Genomic DNA, 24,166 nt, shown 5'->3' on the forward strand with positions numbered 1-24,166 from the left:
GCCGGTAGCGTGTAAGAGAGCCGCACGCAATAAGGGGCGGGATTCCCGCAGCGTTCGCTGGCGCGCGCGCCGGCTGAAGAGAGGCGTGATCTAGGGACTATGAGCGACCTGACGTTCAACAAAGTCGCCGGTGCGGTTCTGGCGACCGGTCTGGCCATCGTGGGCCTTCGCGAGCTCTCCAAGGGCGTCTTCGAGCCGCACGCGCCCGAGAAGATGGGCTACCTCGTCGAGGTCGCCGAGACGACCGAAGGCGGCGCCGCCGCCGACGCGCCGATCGACTGGGGCACGGTCCTGCCGACCGCCGATGTCGCCGCGGGCGAGGCCACCTTCGCCAAGTGCAAGTCCTGCCACTCGATCGAACAGGGCGGCCCGAACGGCACCGGCCCCGACCTCTGGGGCGTCGTCGGCCGCAAGCCCGGCACCCACGGCGGCTTCGCCTATTCGCCGGCCATGACCGAATTCGGCGGCAAGCAGCCGGTCTGGGACGACGAGCACCTCTCCGAGTTCCTGAAGGGCCCGCAGAAGTACATCGCCGGCACCAAGATGACCTTCGTCGGCTTGAAGAAGGCCGAGGACCGGATCAACCTGATCGCCTATCTGCGCAGCCAGGGCGGCACGCTGCCGGTCCCGGCGCCGAATCCGGCCGCCGCCGCCGCTCCCGCCGACGCCGCTGCGGCTCCGGCCGAGGGCGCCGCCGCCGCGGGCGAGCCCACCGCCACCGGCTCCACGGCCACCCCGGCCGCGGGTTCCGGCGGTCCGGCCGGCCAGGGCGTCGGCGCTCCGGCGCCCGGCGCCGTGAGCCAGCAGAAGGGCGCGAGCGCCGCGTCTCCGACGGCCTCGGGCAACAGCCGCCAGTAGGCCGCGCCGCATCGACGATCTTCGAAAAGCCCTCGCGAAAGCGGGGGCTTCTTCGTTTTGGCCTAGGCCCTGAGCACCCGCCGGTAGCCCGTGGGCTCGCCATAGGCCGGCCGGGCGATGGTCTCGGCCAGCGGCTCAACGACCGTCATCATGTGCGTGGCGTTGGCGTGGACGATCCGTCCCTCGCCGAGGCCCAGGGCCACGTGGCCCTTCCAGAACACCAGGTCGTTGCGGCCGAACTCGGCGGCCTCGATCTCGCGGCCCAGCTGCTGCTGCTGGTCGGTGTCCCGCGGGCACGCCACGCCGCAGGCGAACAGCGCCTGCTGCACCAGGCCCGAGCAGTCCAGGCCAAGGCTCTCGCGCCCGCCCCACAGGTAGGGCGCGCCCACGAACTGCAGCGCCACCGCCGCCGGATCCTCGGCGAACTCGCCGACGGCCGCGAGGTGGTCGGCCGTGACCCAGCCGCCGCCGGCGATCTTGGCCAGCCGCCCGTCCTGCGCCTCGACGGCGACGAGGCTGTTGAGCGACAGCAGGCTGACCGCCCGCGACTTGATGCTGGGCCCCTCGAAGGCATAGGTCCGGAGCGTCGCCACCCGGTGGGTCGGCGCGGGCGCAACCTTGCCCAGCGCCGCCTTGGCGACATAGCCCACGTAGCCGTCGCGGCGGGCCTGGCCCAGCCAGAAGCCGCCGTCCTCCTCCAGCACCTCGAACCGCTCGCCGAACAGGATCTGGTCCATCTGCTCGGACGCCGCATCGGGCGCGCGGAAGATGCCGGCGGCCGCGGCCACGCAGCTCATCGGCGTCGGGTCCAGATAGACCTCGGCCTCGACCAGCCCCTCCAGGCCGCGGGCTGCGATCCCGTCGCGCATCAGGGTCGTGCGCGTATCCATCATCATGCGAACCGCTCCCGGATCATGCGGTAGAGCGCGCGGATCGTCTGGGCCTCGGCGCCGGCCGGCGCGCCCGGCTTGCCCCTCGGATTCCACGCGAAGACGTCGAGGTGCGCCCACGAACCGCTCGTCGGCGCGAATTTCTGCAGGAACAGCGCCGCCGTCACCGAGCCCGCCTGGGCCCAGCCGTCGGGATCGTTCTTCAGGTCGGCGATGTCGCTGTCCAGCGCCTCGACGTAGCCCTTCCACAGCGGCATCCGCCACATGGGGTCGGCCTCGCTCTCGGACGCCGCCGCCATCTGGGCGGCCAGTTCGTCGTCGTCGGTGTAGAACGGGATCACCTGCGGCCCGAGCGCGATGCGCGCCGCGCCGGTCAGGGTCGCCAGGTCGATGGTCAGCGCCGGCTCCAGCTCGCCGGCCCGGGTCAGCGCATCGGCCAGGATCAGGCGGCCCTCGGCGTCGGTGTTGCCCACCTCGACGCTCAGGCCCTTGCGCGTGGCCAGGACGTCGCCCGGCCGCATCGCGTCGCCCGAGATGGCGTTCTCGACCACCGGGCACAGCACCGCCACCCGCACCGGCAGGCCGGCCGCCATGATCATCCGGCCCAGCGCCAGGGCGTGGGCCGCCCCGCCCATGTCCTTCTTCATCAGCCGCATGCCGGCCGACGGCTTGATGTCGAGGCCGCCGGTGTCGAACACCACGCCCTTGCCGACGATCGCCACGAGCGGCCGGCCGGCCTCGCCCCACGACAGCTCGATCATCCGCGGCGCGCGGTCGGGATGCGCCGCCCGCCCCACCGCGTGGACGGCGGGATAGTTGGCTTCCAGCAGCCCCTCGCCCTCGATCACCGTGATCCGGGCGCCGTACTGCTCGGCGATCTCGCGGGCGATGGTCTCGATCTGCCGCGGGCCCATGTCGTTGGCCGGGGTGTTGACCATGTCGCGGGCGAGCGCGCAGGCGTGCGCCACGGCCCGGGCTTCGGCCAGGTCGGCGCCGGGGCAGACCAGCTTCGGCCGTTCGCCGTCGCGGCCCTTGTAGCGGTCGAACCGGTAGCTCCCGAGCGCGAAGGCCAGCGCCACGCGCGCCATCTCCAGGCCCTCGGGCGCCTCGACGATCCGGTAGGCGCCGGCCGGCAGCTTGGCCGCCAGGGCGCGGAAGTCCATCGCCTCAGGCTTCTGGCCCAGGCCGAACAGCACCTTCGACAGCGTCCCGTCGGCGCCGGGGACCAGCAGCACCTGGCCCGCCTTGCCCTTGAAGTCGGCCGTCCTGGCGAGCGCCGCCACGACCGGATCGGCCGCCAGCAGCGCCTCCACGCCGGCGTCGGTAAGCGCATGGACCGGCGCGGCCGGTCCGTCCCAGGCTTCGAGGATCACGTCGGACATGCTTTTCCTCTCGCCGATCGAACCGGACGCCGCAACCTACAGCACCGCGAGGAACGGCGAGTGCGGGAAGGCCGCCAGCGCGCCCACGGCGATCGCTACGCCGTAGGGGATGCCCTCCTCGGGCTCGGCCAGGCGCATCACCCAGCGCGGGCCCATCAGCACCATTGGACGCAGCGCCGGGTTGCGCATGCCCAGGATGGCGAGGCTCAGCGCCCCGCCGGCCAGGGCGGTGGCCAGCAGGAAGGTCGTCAGCGCCGGCCAGCCGAGCCACAGGGCGGCGGCCGCGAACAGCTTGGCGTCGCCGCCGCCGATCCAGCGCAGGGCGAAGAGGCCCATGCCGACGATCAGCGCCGCGACGCCCACGCCCAGGTGCAGGCCCAGCGTCGCCGGCGGCAGCGCGGCGATCAGGGCGGCGGGGACGAAGGCCGCGGCGAGGGCCAGCGAGATCCAGTTCGGGATCCTGAAGCTGGTGACGTCCTTCACGGCGGCCACGATCACGAGGGCCGGGAGGGCGAGCGCCGGCAGCATGGCGAGGCTTGCGGTCATGGCCCCATCATGGCCGCCAGCCGTGAACGAATGGGAAAGGCCGCAAAGAAAAGACCCCCGGCGTCACCGCCGGGGGTCTCGTCGATGCGTATGGCGGGTCGGCTTAGCCGGTGATCGCCTTTTCCACCGCCTTGAACTTGGTGTTCAGGCCGGTGCCGATGGCGGTCAGGGCGCCCACGAGCACCACCGCGATCAGGGCGGCGATGAGGCCATACTCGATGGCCGTGGCGCCCGACTCGTCCTTCATGAAGCGGGTAACGAACTTCGACATGGTCATTCTCCTTGAGGTCTCAGCGAGCAGACGTTGGGGGGCTTCAAGCTGACGCCTGCTCGCCCCAATTGGCATGACCACAATCGCAAACTGCGCTTAATCGCCAGTAAACACAGCCAGTACTTGTATGATTATTCTATAGTTTACTTGTATTCATCATTGATATGCATTAACCAAAGCCGCGAAATCGGCCGATTTGTTCAACGGATTCAGCGCCATCTCAGGCGCCGGCCTCCTCCAGCCGCCCGCCGCCCCGCACGAAGAAAAGTCCGACGAGGCCCACGCCCAGCAGCGCCAGGATCGTCGCGAGGCCGCCCTGCTGGGTCCGGGTGATCTCGGTTCCGAGGTTCACCAGGGTCGGGGCGAGCCACGCCGTCGCCACCCCGGAGAGGGCGAAGACGCCGAAAAACGCCCCGCTCTGCGCCGCCGGCGTCAGCCGCACCAGCATCGTCCGGCTGGAGGCGTACTGCGCGGTGATGAAGATCGCGGAGACGAAGCCCAGGCCGACGTAGATCCAGTCGGGCAGCGTCCGGAACACCGGCCCGGACCACAGCGGCGCGTGCGCCGCCGCGTCATAGGCCCAGAAGAACACGATGCGGTCGGGCGCCATGCCCAGGATGGCCAGCAGCGCGGCCATCGAGAAGGCGATCTCGATCTGCAGCGCCCGCTTCGGCCCCAGGGCTCCGTCCAGCCAGCGGGCGACGTAGCCGCCCAGCACCGCGAAGATGCTGAGCAGGACGCCATAGGCCAGCATCTCCAGCGCGCCCCACTTCATCACGCCCACCGCCAGCACGCCGGCGTAGATCAGGATGGCGTTCATGCCGTCGACGAAGAACATCCGCGCGCCCAGATAGACCGCCGCGTCGCGCTGCTGGCCCACCGTGCGGATCATCCGGCCGAGCTCGGCCGCACCCTCGCGGAAGGCCCGCAGCGCCGGTATGCCCGTGCGCGGCGCATCCGGCGTGAACAGCAGCAGGGGAATGGTCCCCAGCGCCAGCAGGCCCGCCGCCATCAGCGCCACGACACGTTCGGGCTCGTGGGTCGCGGGGTCCAGGCCGAACAGCGGCTGGGCGGGCACGAAGCCCCAGTCCACCTTGCCGGGCAGGGCGAAGGCCCAGGCGGTGAACGCCAGCGCTCCCACCGAGAACAGGTTGCCGAGCGACAGCGCCAGGCCCGAGGCCTTGTGGGCGCCGCCCATGCCGGCCGCCCGCACCAGCAGCGAATTGTGCAGCACCTCGGTGTAGATGAAGAGCACGCGGGCGAAGGCGCCCAGGGCCAGCACCGTGGTCAGCGACATCCAGCCGCCGGGCCTGGCGAACCACATGGCCGCGATCGCCGGGACCATCAGCGCGACAGTCAGGGCCAGCCATCCCTTCCGCGGCCCCAGCTTGTCGATCGAGGCGCCCAGGAAGGGCGCGGTCAGCATCACGGTCCAGCCGATGTACTGGTCCCAGCGCGAGATCACCGCCTGGCCCTGCACCGGATCGCCGACCAGCGTCCCGGCCACGTAGGGCATGAAGATGTAGATCGTGACCAGGATGATGAACGGGTCGCGCCCGCCCTGGAACACCGCCCACGAGACGCCGCCGCGGTTCAGCCGTCCGTCTCCGCCGATGGTCGCGGTCACCGGCGGATCGACCACCGCCGCGGGCCCGCGCGCATCCACCGCTTCCGGATCGAGCATGAACGTCCCCTCTCCTTCGGCCGCGTCTGATCGGCGGCGCTTGTCCGCCACGTTAGACGGCTGGCGCGAGGCCGCAATCATCACTCCGTGATTCACGCGCAGGTGATTGGGCGCGCGCCGCCCCCGAGCGCAGAGTCGCGATACGGCTTCTCTTGAGGTCTGTCCCTGAAGCGCCCGCTACGGTTTGCGGAGACCGTGGCGGGCGCGGCCGTGTCGGCTTGGCGCCGAGCCTTTCCCCTCGCTAGGCTCCAGCAAACACGGCAAGGGGGGATGTTCATGGCTAGGTTCCGCAGCGCGGCGCTCGCCATCGCCTGGGCGTTCACGGCTGCAGGCGTCGCTGCGGCCCAGCCGGCCGCCCAGCCGCCCGCCGACCCCGGCCCGCCGCTCAGCGGCTATCCCCGCAATGCGCTGCGGCCGCCGACTCCTGCGGAACTGAAGACCGCGACCTACGTCCGCGACGTCATCTACGGCCACCGCGACGGCATGGCCCTGACCTACGACGTCTTCAGGCCGGTGAAGAAGGCCAACGGCGCCCTGGTGGTGAACATGGTCTCCGCCGGCTGGCGCTCGTCATGGGCGCCGCCGGAGGAGCGCCAGGCCCGCTATCAGGCCCTGATCGACAAGGGCTTCACCGTCGTCGCGCTCTACCATTCCTCGGCGCCGCGCTTCCAGGCGCCCGACGCGGTGACGGACGTCCGGCTGGGCATGCGCCACATCAAACTGCACGCCCGCGACTACGGCGCCGATCCCGCCCGGATCGGCGTGTGGGGCGCGAGCGCCGGCGGTCACCTGGCGCTTGTGGCGGGCCTGATGGCCGATGACGGAGACCCGGCCGCCGCCAATCCCCTGGAGCGATCCGGCAATCGCGTCGCCGCCGTCGTCGCCTACTTCCCGCCCACAGACCTGGCCGTCCTGCTGCAGGGCCGCCCCAAGGCGGGCCCCATCGCGTTCGACGACAAGCTGCTTCCGTCGATCTCGCCCATCCACGCCGTCGATCCCCGCGATCCGCCGACGCTGCTCCTGCACGGCGACGCCGACCGCGGCGTGCCGCCCGCCCAGTCCGAAATGATGCACGCGGCCCTCGACAAGGCCGGCGTCGAGAACGCGCTGAAGATGTTCGCCGGCGCCGACCACGACTTCTACGTCAAGGGCGACCCGGCCAGGACCGACGCCTACGCCACCGAGGCCATGACCGCGATGGTCGCCTGGTTCGAACGCCACCTGAAGAAATAGGCGGCTCCCATGTCACAGCGGGCGCGAACCGCGCGTCTCCTCACCATCATCATTGAGAGGAGATCCAATGGCGCGCTTGAACTGGTCAGAGGTGGCCCCTGACGGGGCGAAGGCGCTCTACGGCGTCCATCATTACGTGGTCACCCGAACCAACCTCCCGGCAGAACTGATCCACCTGGTGTTCCTTCGCGTGTCACAGATAAACGGCTGCGCCCACTGCGTCGACCTGCATAGTCGCGATCTGCGAAAGACGATGTCGGTCGAGAAGATCACCCTCGTCCCGGTCTGGGATGAGGTCCCGCACCTCTTCTCCGCCATCGAACGCGCTGCGCTGGCCTGGGCCGAGGAAGTGACCCGCGTCAGCGAGACCCATGCATCGGACGAAGCCTATGCCGCAGCCTCGGCGGCGTTCGAGCCGAAGGATCTGGTCGACCTGACGATCGCCATCGCAGCGATGAATGCGTTCAACCGGCTGGGCGCGCCGTTCCGCTTGCCGGTCGCGGCGACGGTCTAGAACTGGAGGCCTTCCACGGGTCGGAAGGGCCGCTTGCCACCCTTAGCTGACATTCGGAGCGTCTGCTTCCCGAACGGCGACCACGAACTTCCGCTTCCCGGCGCTCGGCTCGTGTCTGCTTCCGACCCTTTGCGGACGTAGAACCGGCCCGTACAACGGCGGAATGACCGAACTCGTGCTTCTGGCGCTGGCGGGCTTCGTCGGCGGCGCGATGAACGCGCTTGCCGGGGGTGGTTCGTTCGTGACGTTGCCCGCTCTCATTGCCGCTGGCGTGCCGTCGGTGGCGGCGAATACGTCCAGCTCGGTGGCCCTCTATCCAGCCGGAGCCGTGTCGGCGTGGGTGTATCGCGGTGGGCTGACCCGCGTGTGCGGCGTGCCGCTGCGGCCTACCTTAGCTGTCACCCTCGTCGGCGGGCTTATGGGTGCGCTGCTGCTGCTCTGGACCCCATCGACCATCTTCGACCGAGTGCTGCCCTGGTTACTCTTAAGCGCGACCGCCACCCTCTTCTTTGGGCCGAGACTGCGGACGCTGGTGCAACGGCGCTTTCAGGCGAGCGCCACGCTCATTCTCTCGTTGCAGTTCATGCTCGGCGTCTACGGCGGCTACTTCGGCGGGGCGGTCGGCCTGATGATGATGTCCGCCTGGAGCCTACTCGACGAAGCCGACGTGAAGTCGCTGAACCCCGTGAAGACGTTACTCGTCACCGCCGCCAATACAGTGGCGATCATCTGCTTCGCCGTGGCTGGGGCCGTCGATTGGGGGGCGGCTGCCGCGCTTGGTACCGGTGCGATCATCGGCGGCTATGGCGGCGCCCACCTTGGACGGCGTCTTCCCGCCGCTGTCATCCGATGGGCGACCTTGATTGCAACAGCCGCGATAACGGTCGCTTTTTTCGGCAGAGCCTACTTCACAGGCTGAGGGCTTCTAACCACCCCTAGCGGACCTCTAAGAGGTCGGCTCGCTGGCCGCCGCGGCGGCCGGCCCCTGCCCGGAGGATCAGGCCAGCAGGCGGTCGTGGATCTTCTCGCGCAGCGCGGGGGTCAGCCCCAGCGCCTCGTCCAGGTAGCCGTCGATCGAGCCGTGCCGATCTCGCATGACCGCGAAGGCCCGCTCCAGGTATTCGGCCTCGACGCGCATCGCCACGTACAGCGCCTCGTCCGACGGCACGCGGCCGCCGAGCTCGGTGAAGTGCTGGCGCATGATCGGCAGCCGGCGCTCGATCCGCGCCGGATCGTTGGTCAGCAGATAGTCGTCGACGATGTCGTCGTCATGGACGCCCGCGACGTGGTGGGTGAGCGCGCACAGGATGCCCGTCCGGTCCTTGCCCGCCGCGCAGTGGACCAGCACCGCGCCCTCCGTCTGCGCCAGCGCCCGGAAGTATCGGGAATAGAGGTCGATATGCCGGGCCGCGTGCGGCGCGCCGTCGTAGTAGCTCAGCATGTAGTCGCGGAACGAGGCGGCGGTCAGGTCCGAGCGGGCGATGAACTCGTGCCACTCGTCGGCGTGTTCCTGGCCGATGTCGTTGTCGATGACCTCGGCCGCGAACCCCTGCCATCGGCGGCTGGGGCTGGTTTCGCGTTCGTTGGAGCGGCGAAGGTCGACGATCACCGCAAGGCCCAGGTCGGCCAGCCGCTGCAGGTCGGCGTCGGTGGCCTGGGCGTGGTTGGCCGAGCGGTAGAGCAGGCCCTTCTTCAGCCGCCGCTGGCCCGCGGCGTAGTCGCCGAAGTCGCGGAAGTTCTCGATCCCCTCGAAGGGCAGGTGTCGCGTCATCGGCCGGGGCTCATCGGAAAGGCGGTTCGTCGAAGCTGCGGAGTTTGCGCGAATGCAGGCGCGCGCCTTCCTGGCGAAGCAGGTCGACGGTGGCGAGGCCGATCTGCAGGTGCTGGCCGATGGCCCGCTCGTAGAAGGCGTTGGCCTGGCCCGGCATCTTGATCTCGCCGTGCAGCGGCTTGTCCGAGACGCAGAGCAGGGTCCCGTAGGGCACGCGGAAGCGGTAGCCCTGGGCGGCGATGGTGGCGCTCTCCATGTCGATGGCCACCGCCCGGCTCTGGTTGAAGCGCAGCGCGCTGGTCGAATAGCGCAGCTCCCAGTTCCGGTCGTCGGTGGTCACCACCGTGCCGGTGCGCAGGCGCCGCTTGAGCAGTTCGCCGCTTTCGCCGGTGACGATCTCGGCCGCCCGGTTGAAGGCCACCTGCACTTCGGCGATCGGCGGGATCGGGATCTCTGGCGGCAGCACGCGGTCCAGCACGTGGTCGTCGCGCAGATAGGCGTGGGCCAGGACGTAGTCGCCGATGGTCTGGCTGCCGCGCAGGCCGCCGCAGTGGCCGATCATCAGCCAGGCCTGCGGCCTCATCACCGCCAGGTGGTCGCAGATCGTCTTGGCGTTGGAGGGGCCGACGCCGATGTTCACCAGGGTCACGCCCGCGCCGCCCTCGGCCATCAGGTGGTAGGCTGGCATCTGGTGCCGCCGCCACGGCCCGGCCGCCACCGTCCCTTCGGGATCGACCGTGTCGGCCGTCACCGTGATGCGGCCCGGCGCGGACAGGGCCGTGTACGGGCTGTCCTTGGCCTTCAGCTGCGCGGCGGCCCAGCGGACGAACTCGTCGACATAGCGGTGGTAGTTCGTGAACAGCACATACTGCTGCACGTGCTCGGCGGGCGTGCCGGTGTAGTGGGCGAGCCTCGCCAGCGAGAAGTCGGTGCGCAGGCCGTCGAACAGGGCGAGCGGCCGGGGCTGGTCGTCCGGCTGCAGCCAGGCGCCGTCGGCCACCTCGTCGCCGATGTGGGCGAGCTCGGTCGAGGGGAAGTGGCGGGCGATCTCGGCCGCGCCGATGTCGGCCAGCGCCAGGTCGTGGGCGCCGTCCAGCACATAGGGGAACGGGATCTCCTGGTTGGAGCGGCCCACCTCCAGCTCGACGTCGAAGTCCTCCTGCAGCAGGGTGAGCTGCTCGGTCAGGTAGGACCGGAACAGGTCGGGCCGCGTCACCGTCACCGCATAGCGGCCGGGAATGCCGATCCGGGCGAAGGCCCGGCCGATCCGCGGATAGGGTCGTCCCGCCGGCCAGTGCAGCCGCAGCTCGGGATAGACGTAGGCGCCGGCCCGCCGTGCGACGGGATCCGGGGGCGGTCCGCCGGCCAGGAAGGATTTCAGGGAGGTCCGCAGCGCCGTGACGCTCGTGCGGTATTCGTTTTCCAGCCGATCGACGATGCCGGCTGCATCGGTTTTCTTCATCATGGCCACTTATAGCGACCTCGTGTGACGCTTGCCATTCCCCGCCGCTGGACTGCGCCGCGGTTCTTCGCGACAAAGACGCCTCGAAATTCCGTCGGGGTCTGAATGAACCGCCTTTTCACCTATTTCATCGTCGGGTCCATGGTGCTCGGCGTGGTCGTCGGCTGGGCGCTGAACGCCTACCTGCCCGCCGAGAGCGCCGCCGCCGTCGCCGGCAACCTCACGATCATCACCGACGTCTTCCTGCGCCTGATCAAGATGATCATCGCGCCCCTGGTGTTCTCGACGCTGGTGGTCGGCATCGCCCACATGGGCGACGCCTCGGAAGTGGGCCGGGTCGGGGTCAAGACCATCGGCTGGTTCATCGTCGCCTCGATCTGCTCGCTGCTGCTGGGCCTGGTCATGGTCCACATCCTGCGGCCGGGCGTGGGCATGAACCTCTCGACCGCCGACGCCGCCGTGGCCTCCACAGCCGTCGACATGTCGAAGTTCACGCTGCGCGAGTTCGTCACCCACCTCGTGCCGTCGTCGATCTTCGACGCCATGGCCCGCAACGAGATCCTGCAGATCGTCGTCTTCTCGGTCTTCGTCGGCGTCGCCGTCTCGGCGGTCGACGACCGCGCGCCCCAGGTCCTGGCCCTCGTCGAGCAGGTCGCCCAGATCATGCTGAAGGTCACGGGCTATGTGATGAAGACGGCGCCCTTCGCCATCTTCGCGGCGCTGGCCGCCTCCATCGCCACGCGCGGGATCGAGGTGATCTTCACCTACGCCAAGTTCGTCGGCGGCTTCTACCTGTCGCTGGGCATCCTCTGGGGCCTGCTGATCCTGGCGGGCGTGATCATCGTCGGCCCCCGGGTCCTGAAGCTGATCGGCCAGATCCGCGCGCCCACCCTGCTCGCCTTCTCCACCGCCTCGTCCGAAGCCGCCTACCCGCGCACGCTCGAGGAGCTGCAGAAGTGGGGCGTCAGCCGCAAGGTGGCCTCCTTCGTCCTGCCGCTGGGCTACTCGTTCAACCTCGACGGCTCGATGATGTACTGCACCTTCGCGACGCTCTTCATCGCGCAGGTCTACGGCATCGACCTCACCATCGGTCAGCAGATCACCATGCTGGCGCTCCTGATGGTGACGTCCAAGGGCATGGCCGGCGTGCCGCGCGCCTCGCTGGTCGTGATCGCCGCCACCCTCACCTTCTTCGACCTGCCCGAGGCCGGCATCGCCCTGATCCTGGCCGTCGACCACCTCCTCGACATGGGCCGCTCGGCCACCAACGTGGTCGGCAACTCCGTCGCCAGCGCCGTGGTCGCCAAGTGGGAGAACCAGATCGAGGAGCCGGCGCCCGAGCCCGCCCGGGCCTGAGGCGCAGGCTCGCCGCGGGTCGCCCGGCCCGCGGCGAACCCGCCGTTAACCTCGACGCTTAACGTCCCGTTCGCCTCGTTCGCCACAATGTCCGCCTCCCGTCGAGGTGAGGCAGAACGCCGGTCGTGTCCGACACGCGAAACACACATGCGGAACTCGTCCAGCGCGTCGCGGCGCTGGAGGCCGAACGGGCGCTCACCCTGCGCCTGGCGCAGACCGATTCCCTGACCGGCCTCGTCAACCGCGGCGCCTTCACGGCGGCCCTGTGCGATCGGCTGGAGGCGGCGCGCGCCGGCGGCGGCGCGGTCGCCCTGTTCGTCGTCGACCTCGACCGCTTCAAGCACCTGAACGACACGCTGGGCCACCACGCCGGCGACCTCCTGCTGGCCGAGCTCGGCCAGCGCCTGCGCGGCGACTGTTCCGAGACCGAGATCGCCGCTCGCCTCGGCGGCGACGAGTTCGCCATCATCTCCGACGTCGCCGACGTGGCCCGCCGCGCCCAGCGGCTCGTCAACCTCGTCTCGCAGCCGCAGGTCATCTACGGCCGCCAGGTCTCGCCCGGGGCCTCGGTGGGCGTGGCTGTCTATCCGCACGACGCCGCCGACGCCTCCGACCTGCAGCGTTTCGCGGACATGGCGCTCTATCGGGTCAAGACCAAGGGCGGTCGCCGCTTCTCCATCTTCGACGCCGAGCTGCGCGCCGAGAGCGAGCGCCGCCGCACCCTGGAGGAAGAGCTTCGCCGCGCCATCCCCGCCGGCGAGATCGAGCCCTGGTTCCAGCCGGTGATCGACAGCGGCACGGGCGCCGTGGTCGGCGTCGAGGTCCTGGCCCGCTGGAACCATCCCGACCAGGGCCTGCTGGCCCCCGCCGCCTTCGTGCCGATGGCCGAGGAGCTGGGCCTGATCCGCGCCATCGACGAGGCGGTGTTCGACGCCGCCTGCCGCCGCGCCGCCGCCTGGGTCGCCGAGGGCCTGATCGAGCTCGTCTCGTGCAACGTCAGCCCCCGCGACCTGCTCGATCCCGGCTTCTCGCGCAAGCTGATCGGCCGCCTCGACCGCACCGACCTGCCGGCCACCGCGCTGACGGTCGAGATCACCGAGACCTTCCTGCTGCAGGACCTGGGACTGGCGCGCCGCCATATCGAGCGCCTCGCCGCCCGCGGCGTCCGCGTGGCCCTGGACGACTTCGGCACCGGCTACTCCAACCTGCGCGCGCTCATGCACCTGCCGATCCAGACCGTGAAGCTGGACCGCTCGCTGATCGCCGACGTGGGCCGCGACGCGCGGGTCTCCAAGCTGGTGGCCTCCATGCTGCACGCCGCCCGGGCCCTCGGCGTCTCCATCGTCGCCGAGGGCGTGGAGGACGAGGCCCAGGCGCTCTTCCTCCGCTCCACCGGCTGCGACCGGATGCAGGGCTACTTCTTCGCCCGCCCGATGTGCGGCGACGCCATGGACGCCCAGCTCCGCGAGGCCGCCGCCCAGGCCGAGCCGGCCCGCGCCGCCCGCCGCGCCGCCCGCTGACTTAAAACCGCGTCAGCGAATCCCCATATCGGCAGTGGGGACGTTCCGGACTGCACAGATCCATAGGGACCATGCGCAACCATCTTCGCACCTTCATGCTGCTGGCCGCTCTGACGGCGCTGTTCGTCGGCGTCGGCTATCTGATCGGCGGCCCGACCGGCATGGCGATCGCCTTCGTCTTCGCCGCAGGCATGAACCTGATCAGCTACTGGAACGCCGACAAGATCGTCCTGAAGATGTACCGGGCGGTCGAGGTCGACCGCGACCATCCCGAGCCGCTCATCCGGAACTATGTCGAGGACACGCTCGAGCTCGCCAACCGCGCCGGCCTGCCGCGCCCGAAGATCTACGTCATCGACCAGGACCAGCCGAACGCCTTCGCCACGGGGCGCGACCCGGCGCATGCCGCGGTCGCCGCCACGCGCGGCCTGCTGCGGATGCTGGACCGCCGCGAGATCCGCGGCGTCATGGCCCACGAGCTGGCCCACGTAAAGAACCGCGACACGCTGACCATGACCATCACGGCGACGATCGCCGGCGCAGTCTCGGCGCTCGCCAACTTCGCCTTCTTCTTCGGCGGCCGCGACGAGGAAGGCCGACCCACCGGGATCATCCCGATGATCGTCGTGGCCCTGGTGGCGCCCATGGCCGCCGCCCTCGTCCAGTTCGCCATCAGCCGCGGGCGCGAATACGAGGCCGACCGCCACGGCGCCGAGATCTCGGGCGATCCCCAGGCCCTGGCCTCGGCCCTGCAGAAGATCGAGGCCTACGCCAAGGGCGGCTACTTCAACCCCGACGCCGAGCGCAATCCGGCCACCGCCCACATGTTCATCATCAACCCGCTGGCGGGGACGAAGGGCGGCGACAGCCTGTTCTCCACCCACCCGGCGACCCACAACCGGGTGGCCGCGCTGATGCAGCTCACCGGCGTCGCCGCCGAGGCGACGGTCCAGCCGGCGCGGCGCAGCGGCACGGCCGTCCCGCTCACCGCCGCCCGGAAGAGCCCCTGGAACTAACCTTCCGTTGTCATCCCGGTTTTGGCGCAGCCAAAGACCGGGACCCATAAGCGCCAAAGGGTGGACGGCGACACGCCAGCGCGAACACTCCGAGCATCGACGCCAATGGGTCCCGGTCTTCGCCTCCCGGCGAAACCGGGATGACACGGGAGGCGGCTGCCTAGCGCGTCAGGGCCTCGTCCGGCATCTCGATGTCGATCTCCAGCGTCGAGACCTGATCCCCGCGATCCAGCTTCACCACGACCTTGTCCTGGTCGATGGGGATGTGCCGGGCGATCACCGCCAGGATCTCCTTGTGCAGCACGGCAGCCAGGTCCGTGCCGCCGCCCGAGATCCGCTCGTGGGCCAGCAGGACCTGCAGCCGGTCGCGGGCCACCGGCGCCGAGCCGCGCCCGCGGGTGAAGAAGTTCAGGAAGCTCACGCCGCCGCCCTCCGGCCGAACAGCCGGCTCATCAGGCCCTTCTTCTCGGGCTCGTGCATCCTGAGGGTCACGCTCTCGCCCATCAGCCGCCTGGCCGCGTCGGCATAGGCCCGGGCCGCCGGCGAGGCCGGATTGTTCAGCGTCACCGGACAGCCGACGTTCGAGGCCGTCAGCACGTCGGGGCTCTCGGCCACCACGCCCAGCAGCGGGATGGCCAGGATCTCCAGCACGTCCTCCACCTTCATCATCTCGCCCCGCGCCGCCCGCGCCGGGTCGTAGCGGGTGAGCAGCAGGTGCTTCTCGATCGGCTCGCCGGCCTCGGCCTTGCGCGTCCGCGCGTCCAGCATGCCGATGATCCGGTCTGAGTCGCGCACCGACGAGACCTCGGGATTGGTCACCACCACGGCGGCGTCGGCGAACCGCATGGCGAGCTGCGCGCCCTTCTCGATCCCCGCCGGGCTGTCGCAGATGATCCAGTCGAAGGTCCCGCGCAGTTCCTCGATGACGCGGCCGACGCCCGCCTCGGTCAGCGCGTCCTTGTCCCGCGTCTGCGAGGCCGGCAGCAGCCACAGCCCCTCCAGCCGCTTGTCGCGGATCAGCGCCTGGGTGAGCTTGGCGTCGCCCTGCACCACGTTCACCAGGTCGAACACCACCCGCCGCTCGGCCCCCATCACGAGGTCGAGGTTGCGCAGGCCCACGTCGAAGTCGACCACCGCCACCCGCTTGCCGGCCTGCGCCAGGGCCGCGCCCAGCGAGGCCGACGAGGTGGTCTTGCCCACCCCGCCCTTGCCGGACGTCACCACCAGAACCTTGGACATCGGCCTTCTCCTCCTACTCGATGACGGAAATCCGGATGGCGCCGCGGTCGCAGCGCACCTCCACGGGCCGGCCGTGCAGGTCCGGTCCCCAGTGCGAGCCATCCTGATGATTGGGCGTGCGGTAGAGGTGGTCGACGCCGACCATCTCGGCCTCCAGCCGGCGGCAGAAGACGCGCGCCTGCGGTCCCGTCTTCAGGCCGGCGATCGCCCGCCCGCGCAGCGGCCCGTAGATGTGGATGGAGCCGCCGGCGATCACCTCGGCGCCGGAGCCCACGGCGCCCACGATGGTCACGTCGCCGTCCTCGAACACCACCGACTGGCCCGAGCGCACCGGCCCCTCGATCAGCAGGGAGGCGGGCGGCGGCGGCGCGACCCGCGCCTCGGCCTCCCGGGGAAGATCGCGTCCCTGGATGCGCGGCAGCTTGGCCCAGCGCGTGCCTTCCAGCGCCCGGGCCGGCACGCCGTCCACGCCCACCAGCCGCAGGTCGCGGGCCTCCAGACCCTCCAGAAGGATCGGCGCGACGTCCGGCCCGCCCGCCGCCACAGCCGCCGACAGATCCGCCACCACGGGCCGGTCGGCGAACACGCCGGCGGCGTCGCGCATCTGGGCGTCCAGGCCCGCGAACCACGCCGTGGCGGGAAGATCCGGCGCCAGCACCAGGGCCATGAAGTTGCGCCCGCGGATACGGAAGGGCGCGGCGACGGGCGCGGTCTCGCTCAGCATGGCCATGGGAAGCGCCTCCGCCCGTCGGGAAGCGCTCAGCAGTCGGCAGCGTCCAAGGCCGTAACGCGGCCCATTCGTGACCATCCCCGCCCAAGATGTTTACAGGGGGTACGGCTCCGCTTGTTCAAGATTGAAGCACCTTCCCCTCAACCCTTTCCTTGTCATCCCGGCCGCAGCGAAGCGGAGAGCCGGGACCCAGAGGGTTCTGCAGTGCGCCGGCCACTGGGTCCCGGATAGCCGCTGCGCGGCTTCCGGGATGACGCCCGGGGAGGAAGGGGGAGGCACGCTACGCCTTCCGCAGCTCGGACGGCTTGTGCGCGGCGATCGCGCCGGTCTTGTCGGACTTTACGATGTACTCGGGATTGTCCTTCGACGCGGCCACCTTGTGGCCCTTGATCTTGGTCGGCGTGGTCTGCTTGCGCACCACCTTGCCCTTGGTGGTTCCCTGGCTGTGGTCCCACCTCACGGCGTCGCCCGCCTTGAACGTCTTCTCCGTCATCGCGGCTTTCTCCTCGCGCCGGGAAGCTGCGGAGGCGGCGCCAGGTTCCGCTCACCGCCTTCTCCCCTTGCGGGAGAAGGTGTCGCCCGAAGGGTGACGGATGAGGGGTTTCTGTGAGCCGGCGGAGGCGACCGGCAGCTCAGCCGCCTAGCAACCCCTCATCCGACCTGCTCCGCAGGCCACCTTCTCCCGCAAGGGGAGAAGGGAAACGGCCTTCGATTCCACGGCAGCCAGTCACCTCGGGGCCGGGCGTCTCAAGGACGCCTGCGCAGCGCCCGCCGGCCGCGGCGGCCTGTCGGCCGGTCCTTGACACACCCGGATCCGCAGGCTCGCATCGAGGCCAGAGAACGACGTGGGGCGTCTAAGGTGGTAGGCTCTTGGAGCGGCTGGCTTCGAACCGGATTGGCGGCCGGCCTCCTCGGAGGCGCGCTCACCTACCAGATCTTCTTCGGCTTCAGGGTCGGCGAGGATGCTGGTGAAAGGGCGGAACTGATCGTGGCTTCAGCGCTGGTGCTTGCCATGCCTGCAGCGTTCTACGGCTTGGCGAAGCGTCGCACATGGGCGGCCATGGCACTGGCCTTCTGCAGCGCCTTCATCCTTTGGCAGGCCGATGTCCGGTTCTCTACCGGTCTCGATGCCCAGTACGGCGGCGCTTACGGTTGGACTAGCGAACGAATCGCCGTCCTTTCGTGGCTGCTCGGCCTGCCCGTCGCCGGCGTCGCCGCGTGCAACGTTGTGCTGACGGTCCTGCTTGGCCGCTTCTTGGATCGGCGACAGAAGCTTCCTGCCTAGTCTGGTTCCCGGATCGCCGCTGACGCGCCGTCCGGGATGACACGCTACGCGGTCACTCCGCCGGCATTCCCTCCGCCGCGCGCTTGGCCTGCATCTTCTCGAACTCGGCCCAGACGCCTTCTTCGCCGTGCCACTGGCCCCGGGTGGCGGCCTTCGAGTACTCGGTCGCCCGGGCCTCGAAGAAGTTCGCGTGTTCGACGCCCGAGAGCATCGACTGCAGCCACGGCAGCGGGTTCTCCTTGATGCCGTACACTTCCGGCAGGTGGAGCTGACGCAGGCGCCAGTCGGCGATGAAGCGGATGTACTGCTTGATGTCGTCGGGCGTCATGCCCTGGACCTCGCCGGCCTCGAAGGCCAGGTCGATGAACTTGTCTTCCAGGCCCACCACGGTCTTGCAGCAGTCGACGATGTCGTCGGCCACGGCCTTGGTGACCGCGCCCGTTTCCTTGTTGAAGGCGTGGTACAGCTTGATGATGCCTTCGCAGTGCAGGCTCTCGTCCCGCACCGACCAGCTCACGATCTGCCCCATGCCCTTCATCTTGTTGTGGCGCGGGAAGTTCATCAGCATGGCGAAGCTGGCGAACAGCTGCAGGCCTTCGGTGAAGCCCCCGAACATCGCCAGCGTCCGGCAGATGTCGGCCTCGGTGTCGACGCCGAACTGCTGCATGTAGTCGTGCTTGTCGCGCATGGCCTGGTAGTCGAGGAAGGCCGTGAACTCGGAATCGGGCATGCCGATCGTCTCGAGCAGCAGCGCGTAGGCGGCGATGTGGACGGTCTCGATGTTCGAGAACGCCGCCAGCATCATCTTCACCTCGGTGGGTTTGAAGACGCGGCTGTAGCGCTCCATGTAGTTGTCGTTCACCTCGACGTCCGATTGGGTGAAGAACCGGAAGATCTGGGTCAGCAGGTTGCGCTCGCGGTCGTTCAGCTTGACCGCCCAGTCCTTCAGGTCCTCGCCCAGCGGCACCTCTTCCGGCATCCAGTGGACCTGCTGCTGGCGGCGCCAGAACTCGAAGGCCCAGGGATAGCGGAAGGGCTTGTAGGCGTAGGAAGGCGTCATCAGACCCGGCAGGGCCTTGCCGTTCGGAGTGATAATCCCGCTCATTCGACTCAGCGTCCCTGCTGCCTGCCCCTGGTGTCGGATTGAAGGGTGACCCAACATCTTGTGGGCGTAAAGTGGGTGAGACGCCGCATCTAGAGTTTTCCACGAGGTTCTCGAATGGCTGGGGATTATCTCGTTTATGGCGGCCTGGGCTCGGGCTCGGTGCCCGTCGAGGCTGCGCTGACGCTGCTTGCCGAACCCTACCGGGTGATCGAGCGCCGCGTCTGGGAAGACCCCGCCGCCGCCGAGGAGATGGCCAAGGTCAATCCCCAGCGGCAGGTGCCGGCGCTCGTCCTGCCGTCCGGCGAGCTGATGACCGAGAGCGCCGCCATCCTGATCCACCTCGCCGACTCGCACCCGGCGGCGCGGCTGGCCCCGGCCGTGGACTCGCCGCTTCGGCCCCGTTTCCTCCGCTGGATGACCTACGTCTCGGCCCAGATCTATTCGCTCTACTGGATCCGGGATGACGCCAGCCGCCTCGCCGCCGACCCCGCCCACGAGCCGATCCTGCTGGAGCGTACGAAGCAGCGCATCCTCGACTGCTGGCGGATGATGGACGCCCAGGTGACGCCGGAAGGCCGCTTCATGCTGGGCGACGAGGTCTCGGTCCTCGACCTCTACCTGACCGTCGTCTCCCGCTGGGGTCCGCGCCGCAAGGCCTTCTACGAGGCCGCGCCCGGCCTGACCCCTGTCGTGAAGGCCGTCGACGCCCTGCCGGGGCTCGCCGCCTTCTGGCCTGAGCGCATGCCCTTCTTCGACGGCTGGGAAGGCTGACGCCCCCAGCGGGTGCGCGATCGACGAAAGTTTTTGACTTTCGCCAGCTTCCGTGTTCTCTTTTTGTTCGTGATCAGCGACGCCGACATGCTGGAGGAGATCGACGCCCGCCTCGCGGCCGTGGCCGACGTCCAGTTCGCGCTGATCCAGAAGATCCAAGGCCGCATCGAAGCTTCGGACGATGCCGCCGAGCTTCAGGCTCTGGCCGAGCCCCTCGACCGCTGCGCCCGCTCGATCCGCCTCACCTATGCGCTGCGCGTGAAGCTGCGGAAGGACATCCGCAGCCTCGACCGTGAGGAGACCCGCCGCGCCGAGGCCGCCCACAGGGAGCGCAGCCAGGATCGCTGGGACGCGGTCCGCCACCGTGTCGAGACCCTCACCTGGCGCGAAGCCGACTGGGAGGACGAGGGCCTGCTGGCTGAGTACGACCGCGTCCTCGACTTCGAAAGCCTCGACGAACGCTTCCTCGACCTCACCGTCGAACAACAGGCCGACCGCCTCATCGCAAAGCTCGACCTCAGGGCCGAGCCGCCGCCCTCATATCCCGAGGCGGAAGCGGCCGAGGCTCGCGAGGGCTTCCAGAGCTCCGCCTGATCCCGCCGCCGCAGGATCTAGCCACGAACCAACACGAACCAACACGAACAGCGCGGTTGGTCGTCGTCCCTCAGAGTTTCAGCCCTATCGCGCGCCTCGGGCGCGCCTTCCTCCCGAAGCGCATGCGCTTCCGGGCTCGCACCGCATGCGCCGACCCGTTCGTGTGGGTTCGTGTTCGTTCGTGGTTCCAAAGAGAAGCAGCGCCGGCGCCCCATCCACGTTCACCGTGCAGCCACCGGCAAACCTAAACCGGCAGCTGGGTCGTCGACTTCACCTCTTCCAGCACCGCATAGGTCCGGGTCTCCCGCACCCCGGGGATCCGCACCAGCACCTCTTCCAGGAACACGCGCCAGGCCGCCAGGTCCTTCACCCGCGACTTGATCAGATAGTCGAACCCGCCCGCCACCATGTGGCACTCCAGCACGTCGGGGGAGCGGCGGGCTGCGGCGGCGAAGGTCTCGAACACCTCGGGCGTGGTGCGGTCCAGCACCACCTCCACGAAGATCAGCACGCCGCGCTCCACCTTCTCCGGATCAAGCAAAGCGGTGAACCCTGTGATGAAGCCGCCCTCCCGCAGCCGCCGAACCCGCTCCGAGCAGGCCGACGGCGACAGGTTGCACCGCTCCGCCAGGTCGGCGTTGCTGATCCGCCCGTCCGACTGCAGGGCGCGCAAAAGCCGGCGATCGGTGTCGTCCAGCCGCAGGTTATTCGCCATCATGCCTCCCAGCCGCAGGATGTGCGGCGGCTCGGCTCGCGATCCGCAGCACCTGCTGTCCACCCTGGGTTACTCCGGAGATCATCTCCGCGGAAGGGCTCACATGCCGTTCGATCATCTGGATTCGCTGAAGTTCGCCGACGAACGTGCGGTCCTCGCCGCCCATCTCGCCGTCCGCCCCCTGTCCGCGGACGATCGCGATGCGATCCGCCAGGAAGCCGAGACCCTGGTGCGCGCCGCCCGCAAGTCGGCCCGCCGGCAGGGCGTCGTCGAGAGCTTCCTGCAGGAGTTCAGCCTCTCGACGCGCGAGGGCCTCGCGCTGATGTGCCTGGCCGAGGCCCTGCTGCGGACGCCGGACGAGGAAACCCGCGACCGTCTGATCGCCGAGAAGATCGCCTCCGCCGACTGGGCCAGCCACGCCGGCAAGTCGGATTCGGTTCTCGTGAACGCCTCCACCTGGAGCCTGATGCTCACCGGCAAGCTGATCGATCCGGACGAGGAGGCGAAGAACGACCTCTCCGGCTTCATCAAGAAGCTGGCCGGCCGCCTGGGCGAGCCCGTCATCCGCCGGGCCGTCGGCGCCGCCGTGAAGATCATGGGCGAGCAGTTCGTCCTGGGCTCGACGATCGACAAGGCCATCAAGCGCGCCGCGCAGGACGGCTTCGTCTGCTCGTTCGACATGCTGGGCGAGGGCGCCCGCACCGACGCCGACGCCGACCGCTACGAGGCGGCCTACGCCCGCGCCATCGAGACCGTCGGCAAGTCCGCCAAGGGACAGGGGCCCGAAGCCGGCCACGGCATCTCGGTGAAGCTCTCGGCCCTGTCGCCGCGCTACGAGGCGCGCCAGGAAGAGCGCGTCTTCGCCGACCTTTACCCGCGGACCCTGCGCCTGGCCGAGATGGCCGCCAAGGCCGACATCAACTTCACCCTCGACGCCGAGGAGGCCGACCGCCTCGTCATCTCCCTGAAGCTGCTGGACCGCCTCGCCCGTGAGCCGTCGCTGGGCGCCTGGACCGGTCTCGGCCTCGCCGTCCAGGCCTATCAGAAGCGCGGCCCCCAGGTGATCGAGGCCGTCGCCGGCATCGCCCGCAGCTCGGGACGACGCCTGATGGTGCGGCTGGTGAAGGGCGCCTACTGGGACAGCGAGATCAAGCGCGCCCAGGTCGGCGGCCTGCCCGGCTATCCGGTGTTCACCACCAAGGCCGCGACCGACCTGTCCTACCTCGTCTGCGCCCGCGCCCTGATCGCCGCCGCCCCCGCGCTCTATCCGCAGTTCGCCACCCACAACGCCCACACCCTGGCCGCCGTCCGCCAGATGGCCCGCCAGGCCCAGGCGCCCTTCGAATGCCAGCGCCTGCACGGCATGGGCGAGGCCCTCTACGGCGCCGCCAAGGACCGCTACGGCGACTTCCCGCTGCGGGTCTATGCCCCGGTCGGGAGCCACGAGGACCTGCTGCCCTACCTCGTCCGACGCCTGCTGGAGAACGGCGCCAACACCTCCTTCGTCCACGCCCTGCTCGACGAGAAGACGCCGGTGTCGAAGGTGGTCGGCGATCCGATCGCCGCCGTCGAGGCCGCCGGCGGCGCGCCGCATCCGAAGATCCCCCTGCCGCGCGACCTCTACGGCCCTGCGCGCCGCAACTCCGAGGGCCTGGACCTCTCGATCGCCGCGGTCCGTGAGCAGCTCGCCGCCGCGGTCGTCGCCCTCGACGCCGAAGACCTGGTGGGCGCACCCATCGTCCGCGGCAAGGTCCGCGACGGGGCGAAGGAGGATCGCGTCTCTCCGGCGCGTCTCGCCCAGCGGATCGGCCGTGCGGTCCAGGCCTCGCCCGAGCTCATCGACGAGGCCTTCGCCGCGGCTCGCCTGGCGCAGAGGCCTTGGGACGCCCTCGGCGGCGAGGGCCGCGCCACGGTGCTCCGCGCCATGGGCGACGCGCTTGAGGCCCGTCGCGACCGGCTGATCGCCATCTGCGTCCGCGAAGCCGGCAAGACCCTCGCCGACGCCATCGCCGAGGTCCGCGAGGCTGCCGACTTCTGCCGCTACTACGCCTATCTCGCCGAGCGGCAGTTCGCCTCGGCCGAGACCATGCGCGGCCCCGTGGGCGAGACCAACCAGCTCAGCCTGCACGGTCGCGGCGTCTTCGTCTGCATCAGCCCCTGGAACTTCCCGCTGGCCATCTTCACCGGCCAGGTCGCCGCCGCCCTCGCCGCCGGCAACGGCGTGCTGGCCAAGCCGGCCGAACAGACGCCGATCATCGCCACGGAGGCCGTGAAGCTGTTCCACCTGGCCGGCGTGCCGGTCGATCTGCTGCACCTCGTTCCCGGCGACGGGGCGACGGTCGGCGCGGCCTTGACGGCGCATCCCGCCTGCGACGGCGTCGCCTTCACCGGCGGCACCGACACCGCCTGGGCGATCAACCGGACCCTGGCCGCCCGCCAAGGCCCCATCGTGCCCTTCATCGCGGAGACCGGCGGCCTGAACGCCATGTTCGTCGACACCACGGCGCTGCGCGAACAGGTCATCGACGACGTCCTGCTCTCGGGCTTCGGCTCGGCCGGGCAACGCTGCTCGGCGCTCCGCATGCTGTTCGCGCCCCGCGAGACCGCCGACGCCCTGATCGAGGGTCTGAAGGGCGCCATGCAGACCCTCGTGGTGGGCGACCCCGCCGATCCGCGCACCGACGTCGGCCCGGTCATCGACGCCGAGGCCCACGAGGCGCTGGAGGCGCACGTCCGCAAGCTCGAGGCCGAGGGCAAGGTGATCCACCGCCTCGACGTGCCGCAGGGCGGGCACTTCTTCGCGCCCACCCTCGCCGAGATCGGCGAGGCCGGCTGGCTGCAGAAGGAGGTGTTCGGCCCCATCCTGCACGTCGTCCGCTACGACCCGGCCAGGCTCGCCGAGGCGGCGGCGCCGCTGGTTCAGGCCCGCTACGGCCTGACGCTCGGCGTCCACAGCCGCATCGAGGCCTTCGCCGAGGAGGTCCAGCAGGCGGTCCCGGCCGGCAACGCCTACGTCAACCGTTCGATGATCGGGGCGGTCGTGGGCGTCCAGCCGTTCGGCGGCGAGGGGCTTTCCGGCACCGGTCCCAAGGCCGGCGGCCCGCACGCCCTGCTGCGCTACGCAGTCGAGCGCGCCGTCAGCGTGAACATCACCGCCCAAGGTGGCGATCCGGCCCTGCTCAACCTCGACGCCTGACGCGCGTTTAAGATCCCGAGAGCCGGCT

Annotated in this window: 24 protein-coding genes and 1 pseudogene; 12 read left to right on the forward strand and 13 right to left on the reverse strand. The window is 69.9% G+C overall.

The features are described 5' to 3' along the window. Window positions 1-99: 99 nt before the first annotated feature. Window positions 100-858: a c-type cytochrome gene (locus tag ACO2Q0_RS06190; RefSeq protein WP_423350630.1), complete on the forward strand. Its 759-nt coding sequence runs from the start codon at window positions 100-102 to the stop codon at window positions 856-858. A gap of 62 nt (window positions 859-920) precedes the next feature. On the opposite strand, the gene ACO2Q0_RS06195 is transcribed toward ACO2Q0_RS06190, so the two are convergent. The 5 genes from ACO2Q0_RS06195 to ACO2Q0_RS06215 all read right to left on the reverse strand — a co-directional run bounded on the left by ACO2Q0_RS06195 (window position 921) and on the right by ACO2Q0_RS06215 (window position 5,631). Next, entirely contained in the window at window positions 921-1,754 is an 834-nt protein-coding gene (locus tag ACO2Q0_RS06195) for an NlpC/P60 family protein (RefSeq protein WP_423350631.1), read from the reverse strand. Further along, on the reverse strand, window positions 1,751-3,130 hold the full coding sequence (locus ACO2Q0_RS06200; RefSeq protein WP_423350632.1) for a leucyl aminopeptidase family protein: 1,380 nt from the start codon (window positions 3,128-3,130) through the stop codon (window positions 1,751-1,753). The genes ACO2Q0_RS06195 and ACO2Q0_RS06200 overlap by 4 nt, the downstream gene beginning before the upstream one ends. A 36-nt stretch (window positions 3,131-3,166) precedes the next feature. Next, complete coding sequence (locus ACO2Q0_RS06205) at window positions 3,167-3,676, reverse strand: A24 family peptidase (protein WP_423350633.1); 510 nt, start codon at window positions 3,674-3,676, stop codon at window positions 3,167-3,169. A gap of 103 nt (window positions 3,677-3,779) precedes the next feature. Next, window positions 3,780-3,947: a Flp family type IVb pilin gene (locus tag ACO2Q0_RS06210; RefSeq protein ID WP_423350634.1), complete on the reverse strand. Its 168-nt coding sequence runs from the start codon at window positions 3,945-3,947 to the stop codon at window positions 3,780-3,782. 220 nt (window positions 3,948-4,167) lie between these two features. Then, entirely contained in the window at window positions 4,168-5,631 is a 1,464-nt protein-coding gene (locus tag ACO2Q0_RS06215) for an MFS transporter (RefSeq protein WP_423350635.1), read from the reverse strand. Window positions 5,632-5,907: 276 nt separating this feature from the next. On the opposite strand from ACO2Q0_RS06215, the gene ACO2Q0_RS06220 reads away from it, so the two are divergent. From ACO2Q0_RS06220 to ACO2Q0_RS06230, 3 genes are all read left to right on the forward strand, one after another. Continuing rightward, a complete protein-coding gene (locus ACO2Q0_RS06220) occupies window positions 5,908-6,864 on the forward strand; it encodes a prolyl oligopeptidase family serine peptidase (RefSeq protein WP_423350636.1) in 957 nt (318 codons plus the stop codon). A 67-nt stretch (window positions 6,865-6,931) separates the two neighbouring features. Continuing rightward, window positions 6,932-7,378: a carboxymuconolactone decarboxylase family protein gene (locus tag ACO2Q0_RS06225; protein WP_423350637.1), complete on the forward strand. Its 447-nt coding sequence runs from the start codon at window positions 6,932-6,934 to the stop codon at window positions 7,376-7,378. Window positions 7,379-7,541: 163 nt separating this feature from the next. Continuing rightward, window positions 7,542-8,297 (forward strand): sulfite exporter TauE/SafE family protein, encoded by a 756-nt coding sequence (locus ACO2Q0_RS06230; RefSeq protein ID WP_423350638.1) that lies wholly within the window; start codon window positions 7,542-7,544, stop codon window positions 8,295-8,297. Between the two features lie 78 nt (window positions 8,298-8,375). Here ACO2Q0_RS06230 and ACO2Q0_RS06235 read toward each other — a convergent pair whose 3' ends face one another. Both ACO2Q0_RS06235 and ACO2Q0_RS06240 read right to left on the reverse strand, forming a co-directional pair. Then, a complete protein-coding gene (locus ACO2Q0_RS06235) occupies window positions 8,376-9,149 on the reverse strand; it encodes a tyrosine-protein phosphatase (RefSeq protein ID WP_423350639.1) in 774 nt (257 codons plus the stop codon). Between the two features lie 10 nt (window positions 9,150-9,159). After that, a complete protein-coding gene (locus ACO2Q0_RS06240) occupies window positions 9,160-10,614 on the reverse strand; it encodes an AMP nucleosidase (protein ID WP_423350640.1) in 1,455 nt (484 codons plus the stop codon). 102 nt (window positions 10,615-10,716) lie between these two features. Here ACO2Q0_RS06240 and ACO2Q0_RS06245 point away from each other — a divergent pair, with 102 nt between their 5' ends. The 3 genes from ACO2Q0_RS06245 (at window position 10,717) to htpX (ending at window position 14,503) form a co-directional block, all read left to right on the forward strand. After that, a complete protein-coding gene (locus ACO2Q0_RS06245) occupies window positions 10,717-11,967 on the forward strand; it encodes a dicarboxylate/amino acid:cation symporter (protein ID WP_423350641.1) in 1,251 nt (416 codons plus the stop codon). A gap of 125 nt (window positions 11,968-12,092) precedes the next feature. Then, window positions 12,093-13,487 carry a putative bifunctional diguanylate cyclase/phosphodiesterase gene (locus ACO2Q0_RS06250; RefSeq protein ID WP_423350642.1) on the forward strand — a complete coding sequence of 465 codons (1,395 nt, stop codon included), beginning with the start codon at window positions 12,093-12,095 and terminating at the stop codon, window positions 13,485-13,487. A gap of 71 nt (window positions 13,488-13,558) precedes the next feature. After that, a complete protein-coding gene (gene htpX, locus ACO2Q0_RS06255; protein WP_423350643.1) occupies window positions 13,559-14,503 on the forward strand; it encodes a zinc metalloprotease HtpX in 945 nt (314 codons plus the stop codon). Between the two features lie 160 nt (window positions 14,504-14,663). Here the strand turns inward: htpX and minE are convergent, their stop codons facing one another. The 3 genes from minE to minC are packed head-to-tail and all read right to left on the reverse strand — an operon-like array spanning window position 14,664 to window position 16,472. After that, a complete protein-coding gene (gene minE, locus ACO2Q0_RS06260; protein WP_423350644.1) occupies window positions 14,664-14,924 on the reverse strand; it encodes a cell division topological specificity factor MinE in 261 nt (86 codons plus the stop codon). Further along, window positions 14,921-15,742 (reverse strand): septum site-determining protein MinD, encoded by an 822-nt coding sequence (gene minD, locus ACO2Q0_RS06265; protein WP_423350645.1) that lies wholly within the window; start codon window positions 15,740-15,742, stop codon window positions 14,921-14,923. Before minD ends, minE begins: the two co-directional genes overlap by 4 nt. Before the next feature lie 13 nt (window positions 15,743-15,755). Beyond that, window positions 15,756-16,472: a septum site-determining protein MinC gene (minC, locus tag ACO2Q0_RS06270; RefSeq protein WP_423350646.1), complete on the reverse strand. Its 717-nt coding sequence runs from the start codon at window positions 16,470-16,472 to the stop codon at window positions 15,756-15,758. Between the two features lie 114 nt (window positions 16,473-16,586). Here minC and ACO2Q0_RS06275 point away from each other — a divergent pair. Continuing rightward, window positions 16,587-16,700: pseudogene (locus ACO2Q0_RS06275) on the forward strand (hypothetical protein); the annotation flags it as partial. 52 nt (window positions 16,701-16,752) lie between these two features. On the opposite strand, the gene ACO2Q0_RS06280 reads toward ACO2Q0_RS06275, so the two are convergent. Then, window positions 16,753-16,965: a DUF2945 domain-containing protein gene (locus ACO2Q0_RS06280; protein ID WP_423350647.1), complete on the reverse strand. Its 213-nt coding sequence runs from the start codon at window positions 16,963-16,965 to the stop codon at window positions 16,753-16,755. A gap of 402 nt (window positions 16,966-17,367) precedes the next feature. Between ACO2Q0_RS06280 and ACO2Q0_RS06285 the strand changes: the two genes are divergently transcribed. Then, window positions 17,368-17,757 (forward strand): hypothetical protein, encoded by a 390-nt coding sequence (locus ACO2Q0_RS06285; protein WP_423350648.1) that lies wholly within the window; start codon window positions 17,368-17,370, stop codon window positions 17,755-17,757. 52 nt (window positions 17,758-17,809) lie between these two features. Here ACO2Q0_RS06285 and ACO2Q0_RS06290 read toward each other — a convergent pair whose 3' ends face one another. Further along, complete coding sequence (locus ACO2Q0_RS06290; RefSeq protein WP_423350649.1) at window positions 17,810-18,862, reverse strand: ribonucleotide-diphosphate reductase subunit beta; 1,053 nt, start codon at window positions 18,860-18,862, stop codon at window positions 17,810-17,812. A gap of 114 nt (window positions 18,863-18,976) precedes the next feature. Between ACO2Q0_RS06290 and ACO2Q0_RS06295 the strand changes: the two genes are divergently transcribed. Beyond that, the gene (locus tag ACO2Q0_RS06295; protein ID WP_423350650.1) at window positions 18,977-19,633 is read left to right on the forward strand and encodes a glutathione S-transferase family protein; all 657 of its coding nucleotides are present in this window, start codon (window positions 18,977-18,979) and stop codon (window positions 19,631-19,633) included. Window positions 19,634-19,702: 69 nt separating this feature from the next. After that, a complete protein-coding gene (locus ACO2Q0_RS06300) occupies window positions 19,703-20,227 on the forward strand; it encodes a hypothetical protein (RefSeq protein WP_423350651.1) in 525 nt (174 codons plus the stop codon). 244 nt (window positions 20,228-20,471) lie between these two features. On the opposite strand, the gene ACO2Q0_RS06305 is transcribed toward ACO2Q0_RS06300, so the two are convergent. Continuing rightward, a complete protein-coding gene (locus tag ACO2Q0_RS06305) occupies window positions 20,472-20,942 on the reverse strand; it encodes a winged helix-turn-helix transcriptional regulator (RefSeq protein ID WP_423350652.1) in 471 nt (156 codons plus the stop codon). A 103-nt stretch (window positions 20,943-21,045) separates the two neighbouring features. Here ACO2Q0_RS06305 and putA point away from each other — a divergent pair, with 103 nt between their 5' ends. Then, window positions 21,046-24,138 carry a bifunctional proline dehydrogenase/L-glutamate gamma-semialdehyde dehydrogenase PutA gene (putA, locus tag ACO2Q0_RS06310; protein ID WP_423350653.1) on the forward strand — a complete coding sequence of 1,031 codons (3,093 nt, stop codon included), beginning with the start codon at window positions 21,046-21,048 and terminating at the stop codon, window positions 24,136-24,138. The last annotated feature ends 28 nt before the right edge of the window (window positions 24,139-24,166 follow it).

Origin of the sequence: Phenylobacterium sp. VNQ135, assembly GCF_049445735.1 — a bacterium.
Lineage (GTDB): Bacteria > Pseudomonadota > Alphaproteobacteria > Caulobacterales > Caulobacteraceae > Phenylobacterium.

Bases quoted from the DNA above. Each gene is read 5' to 3' on its own strand.
- ACO2Q0_RS06190 (WP_423350630.1), top strand. From the start codon at position 100: ATGAGCGACCTGACGTTCAACAAAGTCGCCGGTGCGGTTCTGGCGACC.
- ACO2Q0_RS06195 (WP_423350631.1), bottom strand. From the start codon at position 1,754: ATGATGATGGATACGCGCACGACCCTGATGCGCGACGGGATCGCAGCC.
- ACO2Q0_RS06200 (WP_423350632.1), bottom strand. From the start codon at position 3,130: ATGTCCGACGTGATCCTCGAAGCCTGGGACGGACCGGCCGCGCCGGTC.
- ACO2Q0_RS06205 (WP_423350633.1), bottom strand. From the start codon at position 3,676: ATGACCGCAAGCCTCGCCATGCTGCCGGCGCTCGCCCTCCCGGCCCTC.
- ACO2Q0_RS06210 (WP_423350634.1), bottom strand. From the start codon at position 3,947: ATGTCGAAGTTCGTTACCCGCTTCATGAAGGACGAGTCGGGCGCCACG.
- ACO2Q0_RS06215 (WP_423350635.1), bottom strand. From the start codon at position 5,631: ATGCTCGATCCGGAAGCGGTGGATGCGCGCGGGCCCGCGGCGGTGGTC.
- ACO2Q0_RS06220 (WP_423350636.1), top strand. From the start codon at position 5,908: ATGGCTAGGTTCCGCAGCGCGGCGCTCGCCATCGCCTGGGCGTTCACG.
- ACO2Q0_RS06225 (WP_423350637.1), top strand. From the start codon at position 6,932: ATGGCGCGCTTGAACTGGTCAGAGGTGGCCCCTGACGGGGCGAAGGCG.
- ACO2Q0_RS06230 (WP_423350638.1), top strand. From the start codon at position 7,542: ATGACCGAACTCGTGCTTCTGGCGCTGGCGGGCTTCGTCGGCGGCGCG.
- ACO2Q0_RS06235 (WP_423350639.1), bottom strand. From the start codon at position 9,149: ATGACGCGACACCTGCCCTTCGAGGGGATCGAGAACTTCCGCGACTTC.
- ACO2Q0_RS06240 (WP_423350640.1), bottom strand. From the start codon at position 10,614: ATGATGAAGAAAACCGATGCAGCCGGCATCGTCGATCGGCTGGAAAAC.
- ACO2Q0_RS06245 (WP_423350641.1), top strand. From the start codon at position 10,717: ATGAACCGCCTTTTCACCTATTTCATCGTCGGGTCCATGGTGCTCGGC.
- htpX (WP_423350643.1), top strand. From the start codon at position 13,559: ATGCGCAACCATCTTCGCACCTTCATGCTGCTGGCCGCTCTGACGGCG.
- minD (WP_423350645.1), bottom strand. From the start codon at position 15,742: ATGTCCAAGGTTCTGGTGGTGACGTCCGGCAAGGGCGGGGTGGGCAAG.
- minC (WP_423350646.1), bottom strand. From the start codon at position 16,472: ATGGCCATGCTGAGCGAGACCGCGCCCGTCGCCGCGCCCTTCCGTATC.
- ACO2Q0_RS06280 (WP_423350647.1), bottom strand. From the start codon at position 16,965: ATGACGGAGAAGACGTTCAAGGCGGGCGACGCCGTGAGGTGGGACCAC.
- ACO2Q0_RS06290 (WP_423350649.1), bottom strand. From the start codon at position 18,862: ATGAGCGGGATTATCACTCCGAACGGCAAGGCCCTGCCGGGTCTGATG.
- ACO2Q0_RS06295 (WP_423350650.1), top strand. From the start codon at position 18,977: ATGGCTGGGGATTATCTCGTTTATGGCGGCCTGGGCTCGGGCTCGGTG.
- ACO2Q0_RS06305 (WP_423350652.1), bottom strand. From the start codon at position 20,942: ATGGCGAATAACCTGCGGCTGGACGACACCGATCGCCGGCTTTTGCGC.
- putA (WP_423350653.1), top strand. From the start codon at position 21,046: ATGCCGTTCGATCATCTGGATTCGCTGAAGTTCGCCGACGAACGTGCG.